The following is a 15,261-nucleotide window of genomic DNA, read 5'->3' as shown; positions in this document are numbered from 1 at the left end:
CCGGTCAGTCACCCGCCGGGAACCAGACCTCGGCGAGCAGCCCGCGGGGCTCGGCGGGGCGCATGGTCAGCCGGCCGTCGGAGGCGTCGACCAGGACCGCGACGATGGTCAGCCCGAGGCCGGCCCCGTCGACGTTCTGCACCTGCGGGGCCCGCCAGAACCGCTCGGTGGCCTGGCCGAGCTGGCTGGCCGTCATCCCCGGGCCGGTGTCGCGGACCGCCACCGCCACCCCACCGGCGGTGCGCCGGACGGTCACCGTCACCTCGGCGCCGGCGCCGCTGAACTTCACCGCGTTGTCGATCAACGCGTCCAGGGTCTGGTCGACGGCGGTCGGCACGGTCCGGGCGTACGCCGGCGCGTCGGCGGTCACCAGGCGCAGGGTGACCGACCGGTGCCGGGCCAGCGGCTCCCAGGCGGTGACCCGGGACGCGGCGACGGCGGCGGCCTCGACGGTGACCCGTTCGTTCTCGGTACGCTCCGCGCGGGCCAGGGTGAGCAGCGCGTCGAGCACCTGGGCCAGCCGGTCGGTCTCCTCCAGGGCCAGCTGGTGCTCGGCCCGCCCGTCCTCGTCGGGCAGGCTCGGGCCGAGTTCCTCCACCCGTAACCGCAGCGCGGTCAACGGGTTACGCAGCTGGTGGCTGGCGTGGGCCACGAAGGCCCGTTGCCGGTCCATCACGTCGGAGACCACGTCGGCCATGTCGTTGAAGCTGACCGCGAGGCGGCGCAGCTCGGGCGGGCCGAGCCGGTGCTGCACCCGGGCGCCCCGGTCCCCCTCGGCGATCTCGTGGGTCACCGCGTCCAGCTCGGTGACCGGCCGCAACACCCAGCCGGCCAGCCCGAAGGCCAGCAGCACGCAGGCCACCACGACGAGCACCCCGATCCCGGCCAGCAACGCCCACCAGGCGGCGACGCTGCGGCCGATCCGGTCCGACGGGGTGGTGATGACCACCGCGCCGAGCACCTCACCGCCGTCGTTGATCGGCACCGCCACCACCACCGGGGTGTCCGTCCAGGGCCAGACCGAGTCCGGTTCGCTCACCTGCAACCCGGACAGGGCGGTGTCCAGGGCCGGTGCCGTGCCCGCCCCGGCGCGCCAACTCGCCGAGGCCACCACGGTACGGCGGTCCCGGTCGACCACGGCCGCGCCGATGCCGTACAGCTCGTCGTAGCTGGCGAGTTCACCGCCGAGCGGTCCGGTGGCCCCGTCGCGCAGTGCCGGGCCGGCCAGCGAGGCGAACCGGGTCGCGTCGGCGAGCCGGTCGGCGCGTACCCGGTCGGTCTCCCGGCTGGCCAGGGTGAGCGCGAGCGGGGTCTCCAGGGCCAGCAGCACCAGCACCATCAGCAGCAGGTAGCTGATCACCAGCCGACGACGCACCGGGGCACCTCACCCGGCGCGGAGCCGGTAGCCGACCCCACGCACGGTCTCCACCAGCCCCGGCTCGCCGAGCTTGCCGCGCAACGACGCCACGTGCACCTCGACGGTGTGCCGGTCGGCGAAGGTGGTGCCCCAGACGTCGAGCAGGATCCGGTCGCGCGACACCGCCACGCCCGGCTGCCGGGCGATGGAGAGCAGGATGTCGAACTCCTTGCGGGTCAGGGCGACCTCCCGGTCGTCGACGGTGACCGTCCGGCCCGCCACGTCCAGGCGCAGCGGCCCGGCCTCGATCCGGTCCCGCTGTGGCCGGGTGTGCGCGGTCCGGCGCAGCAGCGCCTCGATGCGGGCCTGCAGCTCCACCATCGAGAACGGCTTGACCACGTAGTCGTCGGCGCCCAACCGCAGCCCGAGCACCCGGTCCCGTTCCTCGCCCCGGGCGGTGACCGCGATGATGCCCAACTGGTTGCTGCGCCGACGCAGCTCACGACAGAGGTCCACGCCGTCGCCGTCGGGCAGGTTCAGGTCCAGCAGCACCAGGTCGCACGGGGCGGCCGAGAGGGCGGCGGCGACGGTGGCGGCCCGCTCGACCTCGTACCCCCGGCGGGTAAGCGCCGACGACAGGGCCGCCGCCACCCGGCGGTCGTCCTCCACCAGCAGGATCCGCACCCCGCCCCCTTCGTCGCACCGGTCGCCCCGGCATGATGGCACCGGTCCAACGGGACGCGGCGGCCGGGGCGACGGGGTCGCTATGCTACGCCGAGCCCGCGCCCAGCCGGTGACCTCCCGCGGTACCGGGTGCGCGTGGCGCAGCCTGTCCCGTGCGGGTGGCGGCCGGTCCGGCGTACCCCCGCGACCTGCGAATCCTGGTGAGTTGAGAGTGACTGACACTGAATCCCGGCCGCCCGCGGTCTTCGTGCACCCCAGCGCCGACGTCGAAGCCGGCGCCCAGGTCGGCGAGGGCAGCAAGGTCTGGCACCTGGCCCACGTCCGGTCCACCGCCCGGATCGGTGCCGGCTGCGTGATCGGCCGCAACGTGTACGTCGACGCCGGGGTGCGCGTCGGCGACCTCGTCAAGATCCAGAACAATGTCTCCGTCTACCAGGGGGTGACCCTGGAGGACGAGGTCTTCGTCGGCCCCTGCGCGGTCTTCACCAACGACTTCCGCCCCCGCGCGCAGAACCCGGACTGGAAGATCACCCCGACGGTGGTCCGTCGGGGCGCCTCGATCGGCGCCAACGCCACCCTGGTCTGCGGCATCGAGGTGGGCGAGTACGCCATGATCGCGGCCGGTTCGGTGGTGACCCGCGACGTCGCGCCGTACCAGTTGGTCGCCGGCAATCCGGCGCGGCCGAAGGGCTGGGTGGACGAGCGCGGCGAGGTGGTCTCCCGGGACGTCGACACCCCACCCCGGCGCGGCTGACCCGGCCGCTGTCGGGCCCGGCCCCGGCGGCGGGTGCCGGTCTCCGGTGGCCGGACGTGGCACGGGGGACGGCGTGTCGCCGTCCCCCGTCCGTCGAACCGACGCCGGTCAGTAGCAGAGCCGGGTGATCTCCTGCCGGAAGCGCTCCATCGAGTTCGGCTCGTCCGGGCCGAGCAGGTAGGTCTTCAGCTCCCGACGGGCCTCGGTCATCGGGTCGTCGCCGGCCCGGGTGAGGGTGAGGATCTTCGCCAGCTCGCCGCAGTCCACCGAGAGCAGGTACGCCCCGCGCGAGGTGGGAAACTGCCGCCGGAACTCGTCCTCCGGCAACCCGCTCGGGTTGGCCACCACGTACGGCCGCTGGCTCTGCACGAAGTCGGAGACCACGCTGGAGATGTCGCTGATCATCAGGTCGGTCTGGTTGAAACAATCGAACAGCCCCGGCACCCGACCGGTCACCACCCGGTGGCCGGGTCCGTCCAGACTGGTCGAGTTGACGTCCCCGCCGGCCGCGCCGATGCGGGCCACGATCCGGTCGTGCACCGCCTTGGCCTCCTTGGAGCGGGCCCCGGTCAGCGGGTGCGGCTTGTAGATCAACCGGACGCCCGGCTGCGCCTTCAGCAGGCTCTTCACGATCCGCTCACCCATCAGCACCACCGAGGTGTGGTAGGGGTCGTCGTCCAGCCACCCCTCCCAGGTCGGCGCGTACAGCACGGTGAACGGCCGGTCGACCGACTGGGCACCGAAGGTGTGCACCCCGGCGAGCTGCGGCCGGCCGATCTCGACGATGTCGGCGTCCAGCACCCCGACCCCGGCGCGGGCGTACCGCTCCCGTCCGGCCAGACCGGCGACCCACACCTCGTCGTACACCTTGCTGTACGGGTTGACGCTCGCCTGCTTGTCGCTGTCGCCGTGGCCGACGAAGACGTGCTTCATGCCCGGCTCGCGCAGCATGTGGATGTTCGCGCCCACGTTGGCCGCGTACATCGCCGCCCGCACGCTGCCCAGTTCGAGGTTCATGAAGTCCACACTGGCCGGTACGCAGATCACCGGGAGCCGGGTGTCGGCCAGCTCGGTGAAGGCCTCCTTGCTGCGCATCAGCACGACCCCGCGCTGGTCGAGCGCCTCGGTCGGGGCCAGCCACATGTTGGCCTGGTAGACGTCCTTGGCCGGACCGGCGAAGTAGAGCGCCACCTGTGGCTGGTAGCTGTCCAGCCAGCCCTGCACCGCGGCCAGCACGGAGCTCTTGCCGGTGCCCTGACCCCGCCCGCGCAGCCAGGTGACCACGACGAGCAGCCCCACCACGGCGGCCACCGCGGCGGCCAGCACCCCGGCCACCAGCACCGGCAGCACGTCGCCGAGGTACGCGGCGACGGCCACGGCCGGGATGAGCAGGATGTTCAGCTGGGCCATCTGGCTGCCCATCAGCGCCGTGGTCCAGGCCGGCGGACGTGGGGCCTCGGTGATGTGACCGAGATCGATGTTGCGGACCAGCGCGGAGACCGGGTTACGCCGGTTGATCATGCGGGAGAAGGCCCCGGCGAAGACCCCGGTCCCCCAGACCCCCGCCAGCAGCAGCAGGACCGCGGTGAGCTGCCCCAGACCCGGGCGCACCGTGGTCACCACCAGCAGGACCACCGCCAGGTCCCGGGCGAGTTGCCGGTAGAGCCGGCCGAGGCCGACCTTGTCCAGCAGCACCCGCGCCGGGGCGGACCAGCGCTCGATGGCGAACTCACCGGCGACCGCGGCCAGCCCGGCGACGGCGAAGACCCAGGTCCCACCGAACACGGCCGCGACGAGCATGGTCAGATAGCACAGCAGCAGCAGCGCACCGCGGGCGGGGACCCCGAGTCGCTGGAGTAACGTGCCGAACAAGGATGGTTCTCCCTACGAGATCGACGACGAGCCGGGCCGGACGAGTGGGAAGGGACCGCTGCGCGCGGCCGGTGAGAACCGGCGACGTTTGGGCGTTATCGGCCTGACTGCACACGACCTTAACGCGAAGCCGACGCGGGTCGCCGTTCGGGTATCGAGCGTCGTGGCACCCACGGCCGGACCCGTCGGACCCGGCCGTCCACCCCCGCGCCGGGTCAGCCGGTACGGCGCAGACACCGCATCGAGCCGGTCGGGTTCTCCCGCTCGGCGAACACCTCGAAGCCGAGTCGCTCGACGGCCCGACGGCCGGCCCGGTTGCCGAAGTAGAGGCAGATCGTGCCCACCTCCAGCCGGTCGATCGCCGCCTCGATGTCGGGCAGGGGCGCGACCTCCGTGCCGTCGGCGAGCGCGGCGAGCCGCAGCCGGTCCTGCGCGAACTCCGACGACCAGTCGTACTCGATCAGGTAACCGTCGCGGGGCAGCACGACCCGCATCCGGCTGCTGATGATCGGCGCGATCCGCATCAGCGTGCTGGGTGCCAGCAGCAGGCCCGGCGGGCGGTCCAGCCCGTGGATCCACTCGATCCGGCCCTGCCGGTCCTGCGGCATCTTCCAGACCGGCCGGGGATGGGTCTCGACGTAGCTGTCCCGGTCCCACATCGGCGTGCCGTAGAGGCTGAACGACGCGACCAGCGCGGCGGCCACCAGCGCGCCGAGCAGCCGACCGAGCCAGTCGAACCGGGGTGGGTGCAGGGTGCAGAGGATGCCGACCAGACCCGGTAGGGCGAGGATCCAGGGCACCCGCCAGAGCACCGCCGAGACCCCGGTGACCGAGCCGAGGAACTCCAGCACCCCCGGCACGAAGAGCACGCTCATGGTCACCGCCGCGCCCGCGGCGAGCAGCCGGGGCGCCCGCCGGCGCAGCAGCAGCGGCGCGCACCACAGGGCCAGCCCGCCGATCACGCCCAGCGTCCCGATCAGCAGGGTCCGGCGGTAGGTGCCCTCACCGTCGAAGAACTGGGTGGTCCCGCCGACCTCGGTGACCGGGCCGAGCACCAGCCGGGTGACCACCACCGCCCCGATCGGGTAGACCAGCGCCACGGCGAACGTGGCCACCGCCTGCCACCACCGCCCGACCAGGGCCATCGCCAGCGCCGCCGCACCGACCAGGATCGGCAGGATGATCGCCGAGGTGGAGGTGAGCCCGATCGAGACCACCGACAGCGCGAAGATCAGGAAGAGCCGCCACTTCGACCGCGACTCGAACCAGTCGGTCAGGTAGACCCACATCAGCGGTACGGCGGCGGAGACGAACATCCCCTTGCCCTCGTAGAGCCGGGGCAGGTGGAAGGTGCCCAGCGCGGCGTCGCCGCCGGCCACCAGGTAGAGGTAGGCGACCGCGACGGTGAAGGCCAGCACCGGCCGCCGGGGGGCCCACCGGTGCACCAGGCGCCACAGCGCGATGATCGCCAGCACGGCCAGTGCCGGCAGCAGGACGTACCAGGTGGCGGTGGCCGCGTGCAGGCCGAAGAAGCGGCCGAGCGAGCCGGCGAAGACCTCGATGGAGGCGATCGGCGGCTGGGTGCTCAGCGGCGGCATGATCTCCTCGGTGAAGAGGAAGTCCCGCAGCGGGACGCTGTCCCGCTCGGCCACCCACACCGACTTGCCGAGGTAGAAGACGTCGTCGGGGGTGTTGCGCGCCCCGTACAGCGAGGAGACGGCCACCCCGGCGGAGACCAGCAGGACGTACCAGGTCTGCCAAGCGGTCGCGGTCGGGGTGTCGGCGTCGGCGGTGAACCAGGTACGCCGGGCCAGCAGCGCCACCGCGACCGAGGCGAGCACGCCGAGCGACGCGGGCACCCACCACGGCATGGCCCCGCCCTGGCTCGCGGTGACCGCCGCCGCCACCCCGACCGCCGCCGCGGCCAGCATCCACCACCACCTCGGGCCGGACCGGGCGCTGCCGGGTACCGGAGAGTCCGCCGGGACCGCCCCGGCGTCGGCGGCGGTGGCCGGTGTCGCCCCGGCGGCGTCGGTGGTGGTGGTGGTCGGGGTCGGGGCGGCGACCGGTCGGTGGCGGGCGGTCCGGGCCCGCTGGACGGCCACGCCCAGCCGCAGGACGGCGAGCACCCCGCAGCCACCGAGCCAGACCAGGAAGGTCACCGAGGGAGCCCACCGGAACAGGAACGCCGCGTGGTACAGCACGGTGTAGAGGGCGAAGGCCACCACCGCGGCGTCGGTGAGCCGGCGCGGCACCGCCGCGACGAACCGGCGGATCCGTTCGAGCATCCCGGTACGCGGTGGCACCGGCGCGGCCGGCACGACCACCGGGGTCGGCTCGACCTCGATCACGACGGAACTTCCGACCTTCGACACAGAACGTCCTTGGGGTGGCCCTGATGAGAGTTGGTGGTGGCCCTGCCGGGAGAACGCCTCAGCGCTGCGGCGGGTTGTCCTCGATCACGCTGGCGACCGTACGGTGCGCCGGCAGGATCCGTTGCCGTTCGGCGTCGGCGTCCAGCCGTCCGGCGAGGATGTCGAGGAAGTGGTCGAGCTGGGCGGCCAACGGCTCCCGGTTCGACACCAGCTCCGGCACCTCGATGATGCTCTGCTGCCGGTAACCCCGGCCGTCCGGCGTGGCCGCGTCCAGCGAGACGTGCCGGTAGATCGTGACGTCCTTGCGGATCAGGTCAGCCTCGATCAGCCGGTCCACCTCGCTGACCACCAGTGTACGGACCTTGCGCTGACCGATCCGACTGGCGGAGACGTTGGCCAGCGCGCCGCCGTCGAAGGTCAGCACCGCCTCGGCGACGTCCTCGGCACCGGCCACCGAGTCGGGATGGAAGTAGCCGAGCGACCCCCGGACCACCGTGGGGGCGGCCCCGCCGAAGACCTGGATCGCCAGGTCGACGTCGTGCACGAGCAGGTCCCAGGCGACCCCGGTACGGATCCGGGGCGCGTACGGCGAGTGCCGGGCCACGCTCAGGTGCACCGGCCGGTGGGCCAACGCCAGCGCGGTCAGCACCGCCGGGTTGAAGCGCTCCAGCAGGCCGCAGAGCAGCGGCACGCCGCGCTTCTCGGCCTGCGCCACGACCTCCTCGGTCTCGGCGAGGCTGCCGCAGACCGGCTTCTCGATCAGCAGCGGCTTGTCGGCGGCGAGGACCCGCTCGGCCAGTCCGTGGTGGTACTCGGTGGGGGCGGCGACCACGACGGCGTCCACGTCGGCCAGGTCACCCAGCTCCGGCGCCCACTGCGCGCCGTACCGGTCGGCGATCTGGCGACCGGTCTCCTCCCGGGGCTCGACGACCCGGACCAGCCGGGCCCGGGGCGACTGGGAGATCACCCGGGCGTGCAGCGACCCCATCGTGCCCGTGCCCACCAGCGCGAACCGGACCGGGGCGCTCACCCGCCCACCGCCGTCCGGACCGCCTCGACCACCCGCTGCACCTCGTCGTCGGTGAGGTGGTGGTGCACCGGCAGCGACAGGCACTGCCGGGCCACCCGCTCGGCCACCGGCGCCGGGTCGGCGACCACCCGGGGGTGTTCCCGGTAGCAGTCGTAGTCGTAGACGGTCCGGGGGTAGTAGACGCCACAGCCGACCCCCTGCTCGGTCAGCTTGGCGACCAGCTCGTCCCGGGAGACCGCGGCGTCGGCGGTGACCAGCACGGTGTACTGGTGCCAGACGTGGGAGCGACCCGGCCGCTCGGTCGGCAGCCGCAGGCCGGGCAGGTCGGCCAGGCCGGCGGAGAGCTGGGCGGCGTTGTCCTTGCGCCGCTTGACGTTCGCGCCGTAACCGGCCAGCTGGGGGATGCCGAGCGCCGCCTGCAGGTCGGTCAGCCGGTAGTTGTGCCCGGCGACCTCGTACTGGTAGCGCTGGCGCATGCCCTGGTTGCGCAGCACCCGGAGCCGGTCGGCGAGCGTCGCGTCGTTGGTGGTGATCATCCCACCCTCACCCGTGGTGAGGTTCTTGGTGGCGTAGAGGGAGAACGTGCCGAGACCGAAACTGCCCGCGCCGCGCCCGTCGACGGTGGCACCCAGCGACTGGGCGGTGTCCTCGACCAGGCCGAGCCCGTGCCGCTGGACGACCGGCACGATCGCCGCCATGTCGGCCGGCTGGCCGTACAGGTGCACCGGCAGGACGACCCGGGTACGCGGGCCGACGGCGGCGGCGAGCGCCTCGGGGTCCAGGCAGAAGTCGTCGTCGCGGATGTCGGCGAAGCGGGCGGTGGCACCCGCTTCGAGGATCGCGTTGAGGGTGGCGACGAAGGTGAAGGGGCTGGTCACCACCTCGTCACCGGGGCGCAGGTCACAGACCTCGAGGGCGGCGACCAACGCGGTCGTGCCGTTGTTGACCGCCACCGCGTGCTCGGCACCGACCAGCGCGGCGAACTCCTGCTCCAGCCGGGCCACCATCGGGCCCTGGGCCAGCCGACCGGAACGGATCACCTCGACCGCCAGCTCTTCGGCCGCCTCGTCGAGCTTGACGACGGATATCGGGATCACGGATGACTCTCCTCGGGGTCCGGTGGCAGCACCCACGGACGTTAACAGCGGCGGAATCCAGAACGAAACAGGGCCGTCGCGCGCAGGACACCTCGGGGTGCGGTGGGTACGCGCGCGGTCGATGGCTGGGCTAGGGTGATCCCTTGCTTGGTCCTTCCCACCCCCACACAGCGGGTGAAATGCGACACGGAGGCACTAACCCGTGGTAGAAACCGCAGCCCGCCGTACGGTCGACGAGGCACCGGAGACGGATCCGTCCGCGGCGGCCGGTGGGCGGCGGCGCTGGCTCAACGTGGCCGTACGGGTGGTGGTTATCGTCGCCATCGTGGCGGGGATGACCTGGAGCGTCGTCGACCAGTGGCCCCAGGTCCGGGCCACCTGGCTCGGCCTGGCCTGGTCGTCGGTGACGCTGTCGGTGCTCGCCGCGCTGCTCGGCATGGTGGCCAACACGATGGCCTGGCGGGCCGCGGTGGCCGATCTGGAGCACCGGGTCTCCGTCGGCGCGGCCCTGCGGATCTGCCTGGTGGGTCAGCTCGGCAAGTACATCCCGGGCAGCGTCTGGGCGTACGTGTTGCAGATCGAGCTGAGCCGACGCGCCGGGCTGCCCCGGCCCCGGGCGTTCCTGGCCTCGCTGATCGCGCTCGGGCTCGGGGTGACCGCCGCGCTCGGCCTCGGCGTGGTGGGGCTGCCGTCGCTGCGGGAGGCGGTCGGCTCCGACTCGACGTACGCCGACTCGGTGCGGGTGGCGCTCTGGATCGTGGCGGTGCTCTTCCCGATCGCCCTGCTCTGTGCGGTGCCCCGGGTGCTGACCGCGCTGGTGCAGCTCGCCCTGCGACTGCTCCGCCGGCCACCGCTGACCCACCGGTTGACCTGGCCGGGGGTACTCCGGGTGATCGGCTGGAGCGCGCTGGGCTACAGCCTGTTCGGGGTGCACCTCTGGCTGCTGGCCAACGCGCAGGCCGCGCCGGGCTTCGAGGGGCTGCTGCGGTCGGTGGGCGCGTTCGCGATCGCGATGACGGTCGGCATGTTCGCCTTCCTCTCCCCCTCCGGGCTCGGCGTCCGGGAGGCGGTGCTGGTCGCCGCCCTGGCCCCGTTCCTGCTCGACCACGGCGGGGTGGGCGCGGCGATGGGCATCGCCCTGGCCTCCCGGCTGATCTTCACCATCGCCGACGTGCTCGCCGCCGGCATCGCCGCCCTCTCCGGGCTGCGGCAACTGCGCGGCAGCACGCCCGACGTGGTCGCCACCTCGCCGACCACGAACGCCTGACCCGGCCGCCCGCCGGCACCGCAGACCCACCCGGCGGCGAGGCCGGTACCGGGCGACCGCTCAGCCGGTGGTGAGCGTGGTGAGCCTGGTGAACTCCCGCATCAGGTCGTAGCCGTCCCAGGTCGCGGCGAAGGTCAACGCGGCACCGATGGGCACCAGCCGGTCGATCCCACGGCCGGCGACGGTACGGGCGAAGGCGGTCAGCTCCGCCGCGTCGAAGCCGAAGTGGGTGACGGTCTGGTCCCGCCGGACCACCACCGGGGCGAGGTCGGCCAGCGCGTCGACCCGGGCCTGCGGGAAGGTGCCGACGCCGAGCCAGCGGCGCGGCAGGTCACCGGGGTCGGCGAGCTCCACCGTGGCCAGGTCGTTGCCGTGGAACCGGACACCGGTCGCGGCGCCGGTGATCGCCAACCCGTAGGTGGCCACCCGTTTCTCCACCGCCATCGCGGCGTCGATCTCCGGGCGTCGGGCGTCCAGCACCCTGCGCAGCCGGGTGAGCAGGTCGGCCCGGGCGGTGTCGCTGTCGGCCGGGTCACCTACCCAGTAGACCGCCCGGGGCGAGGAACAGGCGGCCTGGTCGAACCAGTACGCGTCGTTGTAGAGGCCCAGTGCCGCGCCGTCGCGGTCGGCGGAGGTGGCGGCCAGCCAGCCGGCGACGCTGAGAACGCTGAACGACGACCGGTCCGGGAAGGTGACGTCCCGGGCGTGCGGGGCGAGCGGGTGCCGGCGGAGTTCGGTGACCGAACGGTCGCCACCCCAGATCACCCGCAGGTCCGCGGCGGCCGACAGGGCGGCGGTCACCGCGTCGTCCCGCCCGTAGGTCACCATCCGCTGGGTCTGCCGCACCGCCGGGTGCGCCTCGGTCAGGGTGTCGTTCAGCGCGTCCAGGACGGCGTCCGCCGCGCCGGCCGACCGGGAGGAGATCCGTACCACGTTGGCGTTGCCGGCCAGCGCCGCCAGCGCCCACGAGTAGACGAAGATGGTGTCGACGTTGGCCGGCGGCACGTGGAAGACCAGTCCGCGCGGGAACCGCAGTCGACCGGGCTCGTCGCCGACGGCGGTGAGCGCCCGGCCGATCTCGCCCCGGCGCAGGAAGAAGCCGAGGGAGGCCAGTTCCGGCTGCCGGCGGGCCACCGCCGGCCGCAGCAGCCGGCGGGCGAAGGCCACCAGGAACTCGACCACCCGCTCGTCGCCGACGGTCAGCGGTCCGTCGACAGGCGTCGCCCGTAGCCCGGTCAGCAGGTCGGCGACGGTGGTCCGGCCGCCGGCCGGGAATCGTCCGGTCACCGCCGGCTCGACCACGGCCTCCCGGCTGCCGCCGGTCACCGTGCTCATGCCGCCGCCGCGAAGGTGTCGCTGCAACCGCGGGCCTCGGCGCGCGGCAGCCGGCCCAGGATCTCGAACCGCTTGCCCGGCCACACCCCGTCGTCGACGCCGTGCACCACCGCCCGGTCCTCGGTGAGCAGCAGGTGACCCGGGTACGACCGGGGCAGGGTGCTGATCACCTGCACCACGCCGGGGGTGCCGACCGGCACCTCCTGCCAGGTCTGCGGGTCCCGGACGATGACGTCGGAGAAGTCCGGGCAGTAGAGCCCGCCGCCGTCCGGGCCCTCCAGGAAGGTCAACCCGATCTGCTCGACCATGCCGTAGAAGTTGTGGATCCGGCTCAGCCCGGTGTCGGCGGTGAACCGACGGCGGAACTCGGCGTTGTCGACCGCCCGGTCGGCCAGCTTCTTCCAGCCACCACTGTGGATCAGGATGCCGTTGCTCAGGTCGAGCCGGTGTTCCTTGGCCAGTTCGTAGAGGTAGAGCCAGGTCATGAAGGTGAAACCGAAGATCAGGAACGGTTGGTCGCCGTGCCTGTCGAGGAAGGCCCGGACCGCGGCCAGGTCCGGCTGGTCCTGCTCGTCGAGGACGAAGGTGTGCTGACGGCCGAAGTTCATCATGCCCAGCACGCCCGCGCCCCGGGCGGAGAAGGAGCGCCGGTTGGCGAAGAGCGCCCGGGTGTCGACCAGCAGCATCGGCAGTCGCTGCGCCCCGATCACGGTCCGCATGGTGGCGCTGAGCATCCGCTGCTGCACCGACGCGGCGTCCTTGTCGAGGTGGATCCGGCTGACCTCGCCGCTGGTGCCCGAGGAGGTGAGCACCTTGAACACCTCGTCGTCGGGAATGCTCTTGAGCAGGTGGTGCTTGAACAGCCGGACCGGCAGCCAGGGTAGGTCGGCGACCCGGTCGTAGCGTCGGCCCGGCGGGTGTCCCAGGGCGGCCAGCAGCCGGGCGTACTCCGGGCTGTGGGCGCGGTGGTGCTCGGTGAGCTCGACCAGCTCCGGGAGCAGCCGCGCCTCCCGGTCGGCCTGCGGCAGGGTGAACAGCGTCATACCCGCGCCTCCAGCGCTCGATAGTCGATCTTGCCGTTGGGCAGCTGGGGCAGGCGGTCGACGGCACGGACGTCGAACCCGCTGCGGTGCGTCCGCAGCCGCTCGGCCAGCCGTCCGGCGATGCTCCGGGCCCCGTCGGCGTCGATGCCCTCGACGAAGAGCACCACCCGGTCCGGGCCGGAGACCGCGACCAGCGGCCCGCGGTCGGCGACCAGCTCCTCGATGTCGTGCAGGTTGACCCGGACGCCGAAGACCTTGCCGAACCGGGCCAGCCGGCCCCGCAGCCAGACGAAGCCGTCGGCGTCGAGGTGCCCGAGGTCACCGGTGCGCAGCACCCCGCCGTTCTCGTCGCCCCGAGCCAGGTCGGCGGCGTGTTCGGCGTAGCCCAGCATGACGTTCGGTCCACGGTAGACCAGCTCGCCGTCCACGCCGGGAGTGGTCGTCTCGGTGCCGTCGGCGGTGCGCACGGTGAACGAGCCGCCGGCCAGGGCGGGGCCGACCGAGCCGACCCGGGCGGGCAGCGCGTCGGCCGGCAGGGTGCTCATCCGGGGTGCCGCCTCGGTGCAGCCCCACATCACGTGGAACCGCCCGCCGGTGGCGGTGATCCGCTCGTGGAAGGCCAGGACCAGCTCGTCGCGCAGCCGGCCGCCGGCCTGGGTCAGGGTCCGCACCGACGGGTACGTCGCCGGACTCCACCGGATCCGGTGCAGCATCTCGTAGTGGTAGGGCACCCCGGCCAGCGAGGTCGCCCCGTGCGTCGCCACGGCCTGCCAGAACTCCCGGGCCAGCACCCCGCCGTCGACCACCAGCACGGCCGCGCCGGCGGCCAGGTGACTGTTGAGGACCGACAGGCCGAAGCTGTAGTACAGCGGCAGGTTGGTCGGTGCGATCTCGTCCGGGCCCAGGTCGAGCGCTGTGCCGATGGCGGCGGCGTTGGCCAGCACGGCGGTCCGGGAGAGCCGGACGAACTTCGGGTCCCCGGTCGAGCCGGAGGTGGCCAGCAGGACGGCGAGATCGGGATGGCAGCCGGTGACCGGGGCGCTCTCGCGTACCCAGATCGGGCCGAGCACCGCGTCGGTGACCTCCCGGTACCCCTTGGGGCGCTCCCCGGTCCCGGCACCGGCGCCCCCCTCGGCCAGCCCGACCACCGCGACCGGCTCGAAGCGGACGACGAAGTCGGCAAACACGGCCGGGTCCAGCGCCGGGTCGAGCAGGGCGACCGGGCGGGCGGCGTCGACCGCGCCGGCGTAGCGCAGCACCGAGTCGACGGTGAGGCCGCTGCGGGCGAAGACCACCCCGGGCGGCAACGCGGCGTAGGCGGCGGCCACCCCGGCCAACCGGTCGGCCAGCTCGTCGCCGCCGAGGGTGGCGCCGGAGGCGGCGTCGATCAGCCGGGCCGACGCGGCGACCAGCCTCATGGCACCAGCCCGCCGTCGACCCCGAGCACCTGGCCGGTGACGTACCGGGCCCCGTCGCCGACCAGGAAGCGGATCACCTCGGCGACCTCGGCGGGCTCGCCCAGCCGGCCCAGCGCCGCGGCGGCGGCCTGCCCGTCGAGCACCTCGGCCGGCAGGGACGCGGTGAGGTCGGTACGGATCACGCCGGGGGCCACCGCGTTGACCCGGATGCCCCGGGGTCCCAGCTCCTTGGCCGCCGAGCGGGCCAACGCGACCAGGGCCGCCTTGGACGCGGCGTAGACCGACTGGCCGGCCGCGCCGTGGGTGCCGACCACCGAGGCCAGCACCACGATGGCACCGCCCCGGCGGGGCGTACCGTCGGCCGCCTGCCGTTTTCGGGCCATCGCGCGGGCGGCGGCCTGGACGGCGGCGACCGTACCGGCGACGTTGACCTCCAGGGTGCGCCGGACCGCGTCGGCGCGCAGCATGCCGAGCAGCCCGTTCTCCATGATCCCGGCGTTGGCGACCAGCACGTCCAGGCCACCGTGGTCGGCGGTGACCTGCCGGACCACCGCGCCGACGGCGTCGAAGTCGCCGACGTCGAGGCCGAGACCGTGGCCGCCGAACTCCTTGGCGACCGCCTCGGCGCGGGCGGCGTCGCGGCCGGTGAGCACCACCGTCGCGCCCGCCTCGGCCAACGCCCGGGCGGTGGCCAGCCCGATCCCCCGGGTGCCGCCGGTCACCAACGCGACCCGGCCGGCCAGCTCACTCATCGACGCCGAGACCCCGCAGCAGGTCCAGCGCGACCTTGAAGCTGCTCAGGTCGATGACCTGGTCGGTCTCCAACTGGACACCGAACTCGTCCTCGATCGCGGCGACCAGGGTCATGTGCCCGAGGGAGTCCCACTGCTCGATGTCGCGGTACTTGAGGTTTTCGACGTCGGTGCCCTCCGGCAGTTCGAGGGCGTCGACGAAGACGGCACGCAGCCGGTCGGTGCGGGTCATGGTGAGGGCTTCTCCGTTGCTCGTCGGCTCAGCTGGATCGCCGGG

The 15,261-nt window shown here is 73.3% G+C and carries 13 protein-coding genes; 2 read left to right on the top strand and 11 right to left on the bottom strand.

Translation table 11 applies throughout. The features are described from left to right. Positions 1 to 4: 4 nt before the first annotated feature. On the bottom strand, positions 5 to 1,375 hold the full coding sequence (locus ACN28G_RS06565) for a sensor histidine kinase (protein ID WP_091436208.1): 1,371 nt from the start codon (positions 1,373 to 1,375) through the stop codon (positions 5 to 7). Positions 1,376 to 1,384: 9 nt separating this feature from the next. Then, positions 1,385 to 2,041, bottom strand: a complete 657-nt coding sequence (locus tag ACN28G_RS06560) for a response regulator transcription factor (RefSeq protein ID WP_091436205.1) — start codon at positions 2,039 to 2,041, stop codon at positions 1,385 to 1,387. Between the two features lie 211 nt (positions 2,042 to 2,252). On the opposite strand from ACN28G_RS06560, the gene ACN28G_RS06555 reads away from it, so the two are divergent. Beyond that, a complete protein-coding gene (locus tag ACN28G_RS06555; RefSeq protein WP_091436203.1) occupies positions 2,253 to 2,795 on the top strand; it encodes an acyltransferase in 543 nt (180 codons plus the stop codon). Between the two features lie 108 nt (positions 2,796 to 2,903). On the opposite strand, the gene ACN28G_RS06550 is transcribed toward ACN28G_RS06555, so the two are convergent. From ACN28G_RS06550 to ACN28G_RS06535, 4 genes are all read right to left on the bottom strand, one after another. Beyond that, positions 2,904 to 4,667, bottom strand: coding sequence for a CDP-glycerol glycerophosphotransferase family protein (locus ACN28G_RS06550; protein ID WP_421478694.1), 1,764 nt, complete (start codon positions 4,665 to 4,667; stop codon positions 2,904 to 2,906). A gap of 215 nt (positions 4,668 to 4,882) precedes the next feature. After that, complete coding sequence (locus ACN28G_RS06545; RefSeq protein WP_421478693.1) at positions 4,883 to 7,042, bottom strand: DUF6077 domain-containing protein; 2,160 nt, start codon at positions 7,040 to 7,042, stop codon at positions 4,883 to 4,885. 58 nt (positions 7,043 to 7,100) lie between these two features. Continuing rightward, on the bottom strand, positions 7,101 to 8,072 hold the full coding sequence (locus ACN28G_RS06540; protein ID WP_421478692.1) for a Gfo/Idh/MocA family protein: 972 nt from the start codon (positions 8,070 to 8,072) through the stop codon (positions 7,101 to 7,103). Beyond that, complete coding sequence (locus ACN28G_RS06535; RefSeq protein ID WP_091436194.1) at positions 8,069 to 9,169, bottom strand: DegT/DnrJ/EryC1/StrS family aminotransferase; 1,101 nt, start codon at positions 9,167 to 9,169, stop codon at positions 8,069 to 8,071. The genes ACN28G_RS06540 and ACN28G_RS06535 overlap by 4 nt, the downstream gene beginning before the upstream one ends. Positions 9,170 to 9,371: 202 nt before the next feature. Here ACN28G_RS06535 and ACN28G_RS06530 point away from each other — a divergent pair, with 202 nt between their 5' ends. Beyond that, complete coding sequence (locus tag ACN28G_RS06530) at positions 9,372 to 10,436, top strand: lysylphosphatidylglycerol synthase transmembrane domain-containing protein (protein ID WP_091436192.1); 1,065 nt, start codon at positions 9,372 to 9,374, stop codon at positions 10,434 to 10,436. A gap of 60 nt (positions 10,437 to 10,496) precedes the next feature. Here ACN28G_RS06530 and ACN28G_RS06525 read toward each other — a convergent pair whose 3' ends face one another. Genes ACN28G_RS06525 through ACN28G_RS06505 form a run of 5 tightly spaced genes read right to left on the bottom strand, consistent with a single transcriptional unit; the run spans position 10,497 to position 15,216 of the window. Then, the gene (locus ACN28G_RS06525; protein WP_421478691.1) at positions 10,497 to 11,771 is read right to left on the bottom strand and encodes an acyl-CoA reductase; all 1,275 of its coding nucleotides are present in this window, start codon (positions 11,769 to 11,771) and stop codon (positions 10,497 to 10,499) included. Then, on the bottom strand, positions 11,768 to 12,814 hold the full coding sequence (locus tag ACN28G_RS06520; RefSeq protein ID WP_091436188.1) for an acyl-protein synthetase: 1,047 nt from the start codon (positions 12,812 to 12,814) through the stop codon (positions 11,768 to 11,770). The genes ACN28G_RS06525 and ACN28G_RS06520 overlap by 4 nt, the downstream gene beginning before the upstream one ends. After that, positions 12,811 to 14,232, bottom strand: coding sequence for an AMP-binding protein (locus tag ACN28G_RS06515; RefSeq protein ID WP_421478690.1), 1,422 nt, complete (start codon positions 14,230 to 14,232; stop codon positions 12,811 to 12,813). The genes ACN28G_RS06520 and ACN28G_RS06515 overlap by 4 nt, the downstream gene beginning before the upstream one ends. Continuing rightward, entirely contained in the window at positions 14,229 to 14,984 is a 756-nt protein-coding gene (locus ACN28G_RS06510; protein WP_421478689.1) for an SDR family NAD(P)-dependent oxidoreductase, read from the bottom strand. The genes ACN28G_RS06515 and ACN28G_RS06510 overlap by 4 nt, the downstream gene beginning before the upstream one ends. Further along, a complete protein-coding gene (locus tag ACN28G_RS06505) occupies positions 14,977 to 15,216 on the bottom strand; it encodes an acyl carrier protein (protein WP_091436180.1) in 240 nt (79 codons plus the stop codon). Before ACN28G_RS06505 ends, ACN28G_RS06510 begins: the two co-directional genes overlap by 8 nt. Positions 15,217 to 15,261: the final 45 nt, after the last annotated feature.

The organism is Micromonospora sp. WMMA1923 (assembly GCF_049179195.1).
GTDB classification, from domain to species: Bacteria; Actinomycetota; Actinomycetes; order Mycobacteriales; family Micromonosporaceae; genus Micromonospora; species Micromonospora yangpuensis.
This window is presented reverse-complemented; position numbering and strand designations above follow the sequence as displayed.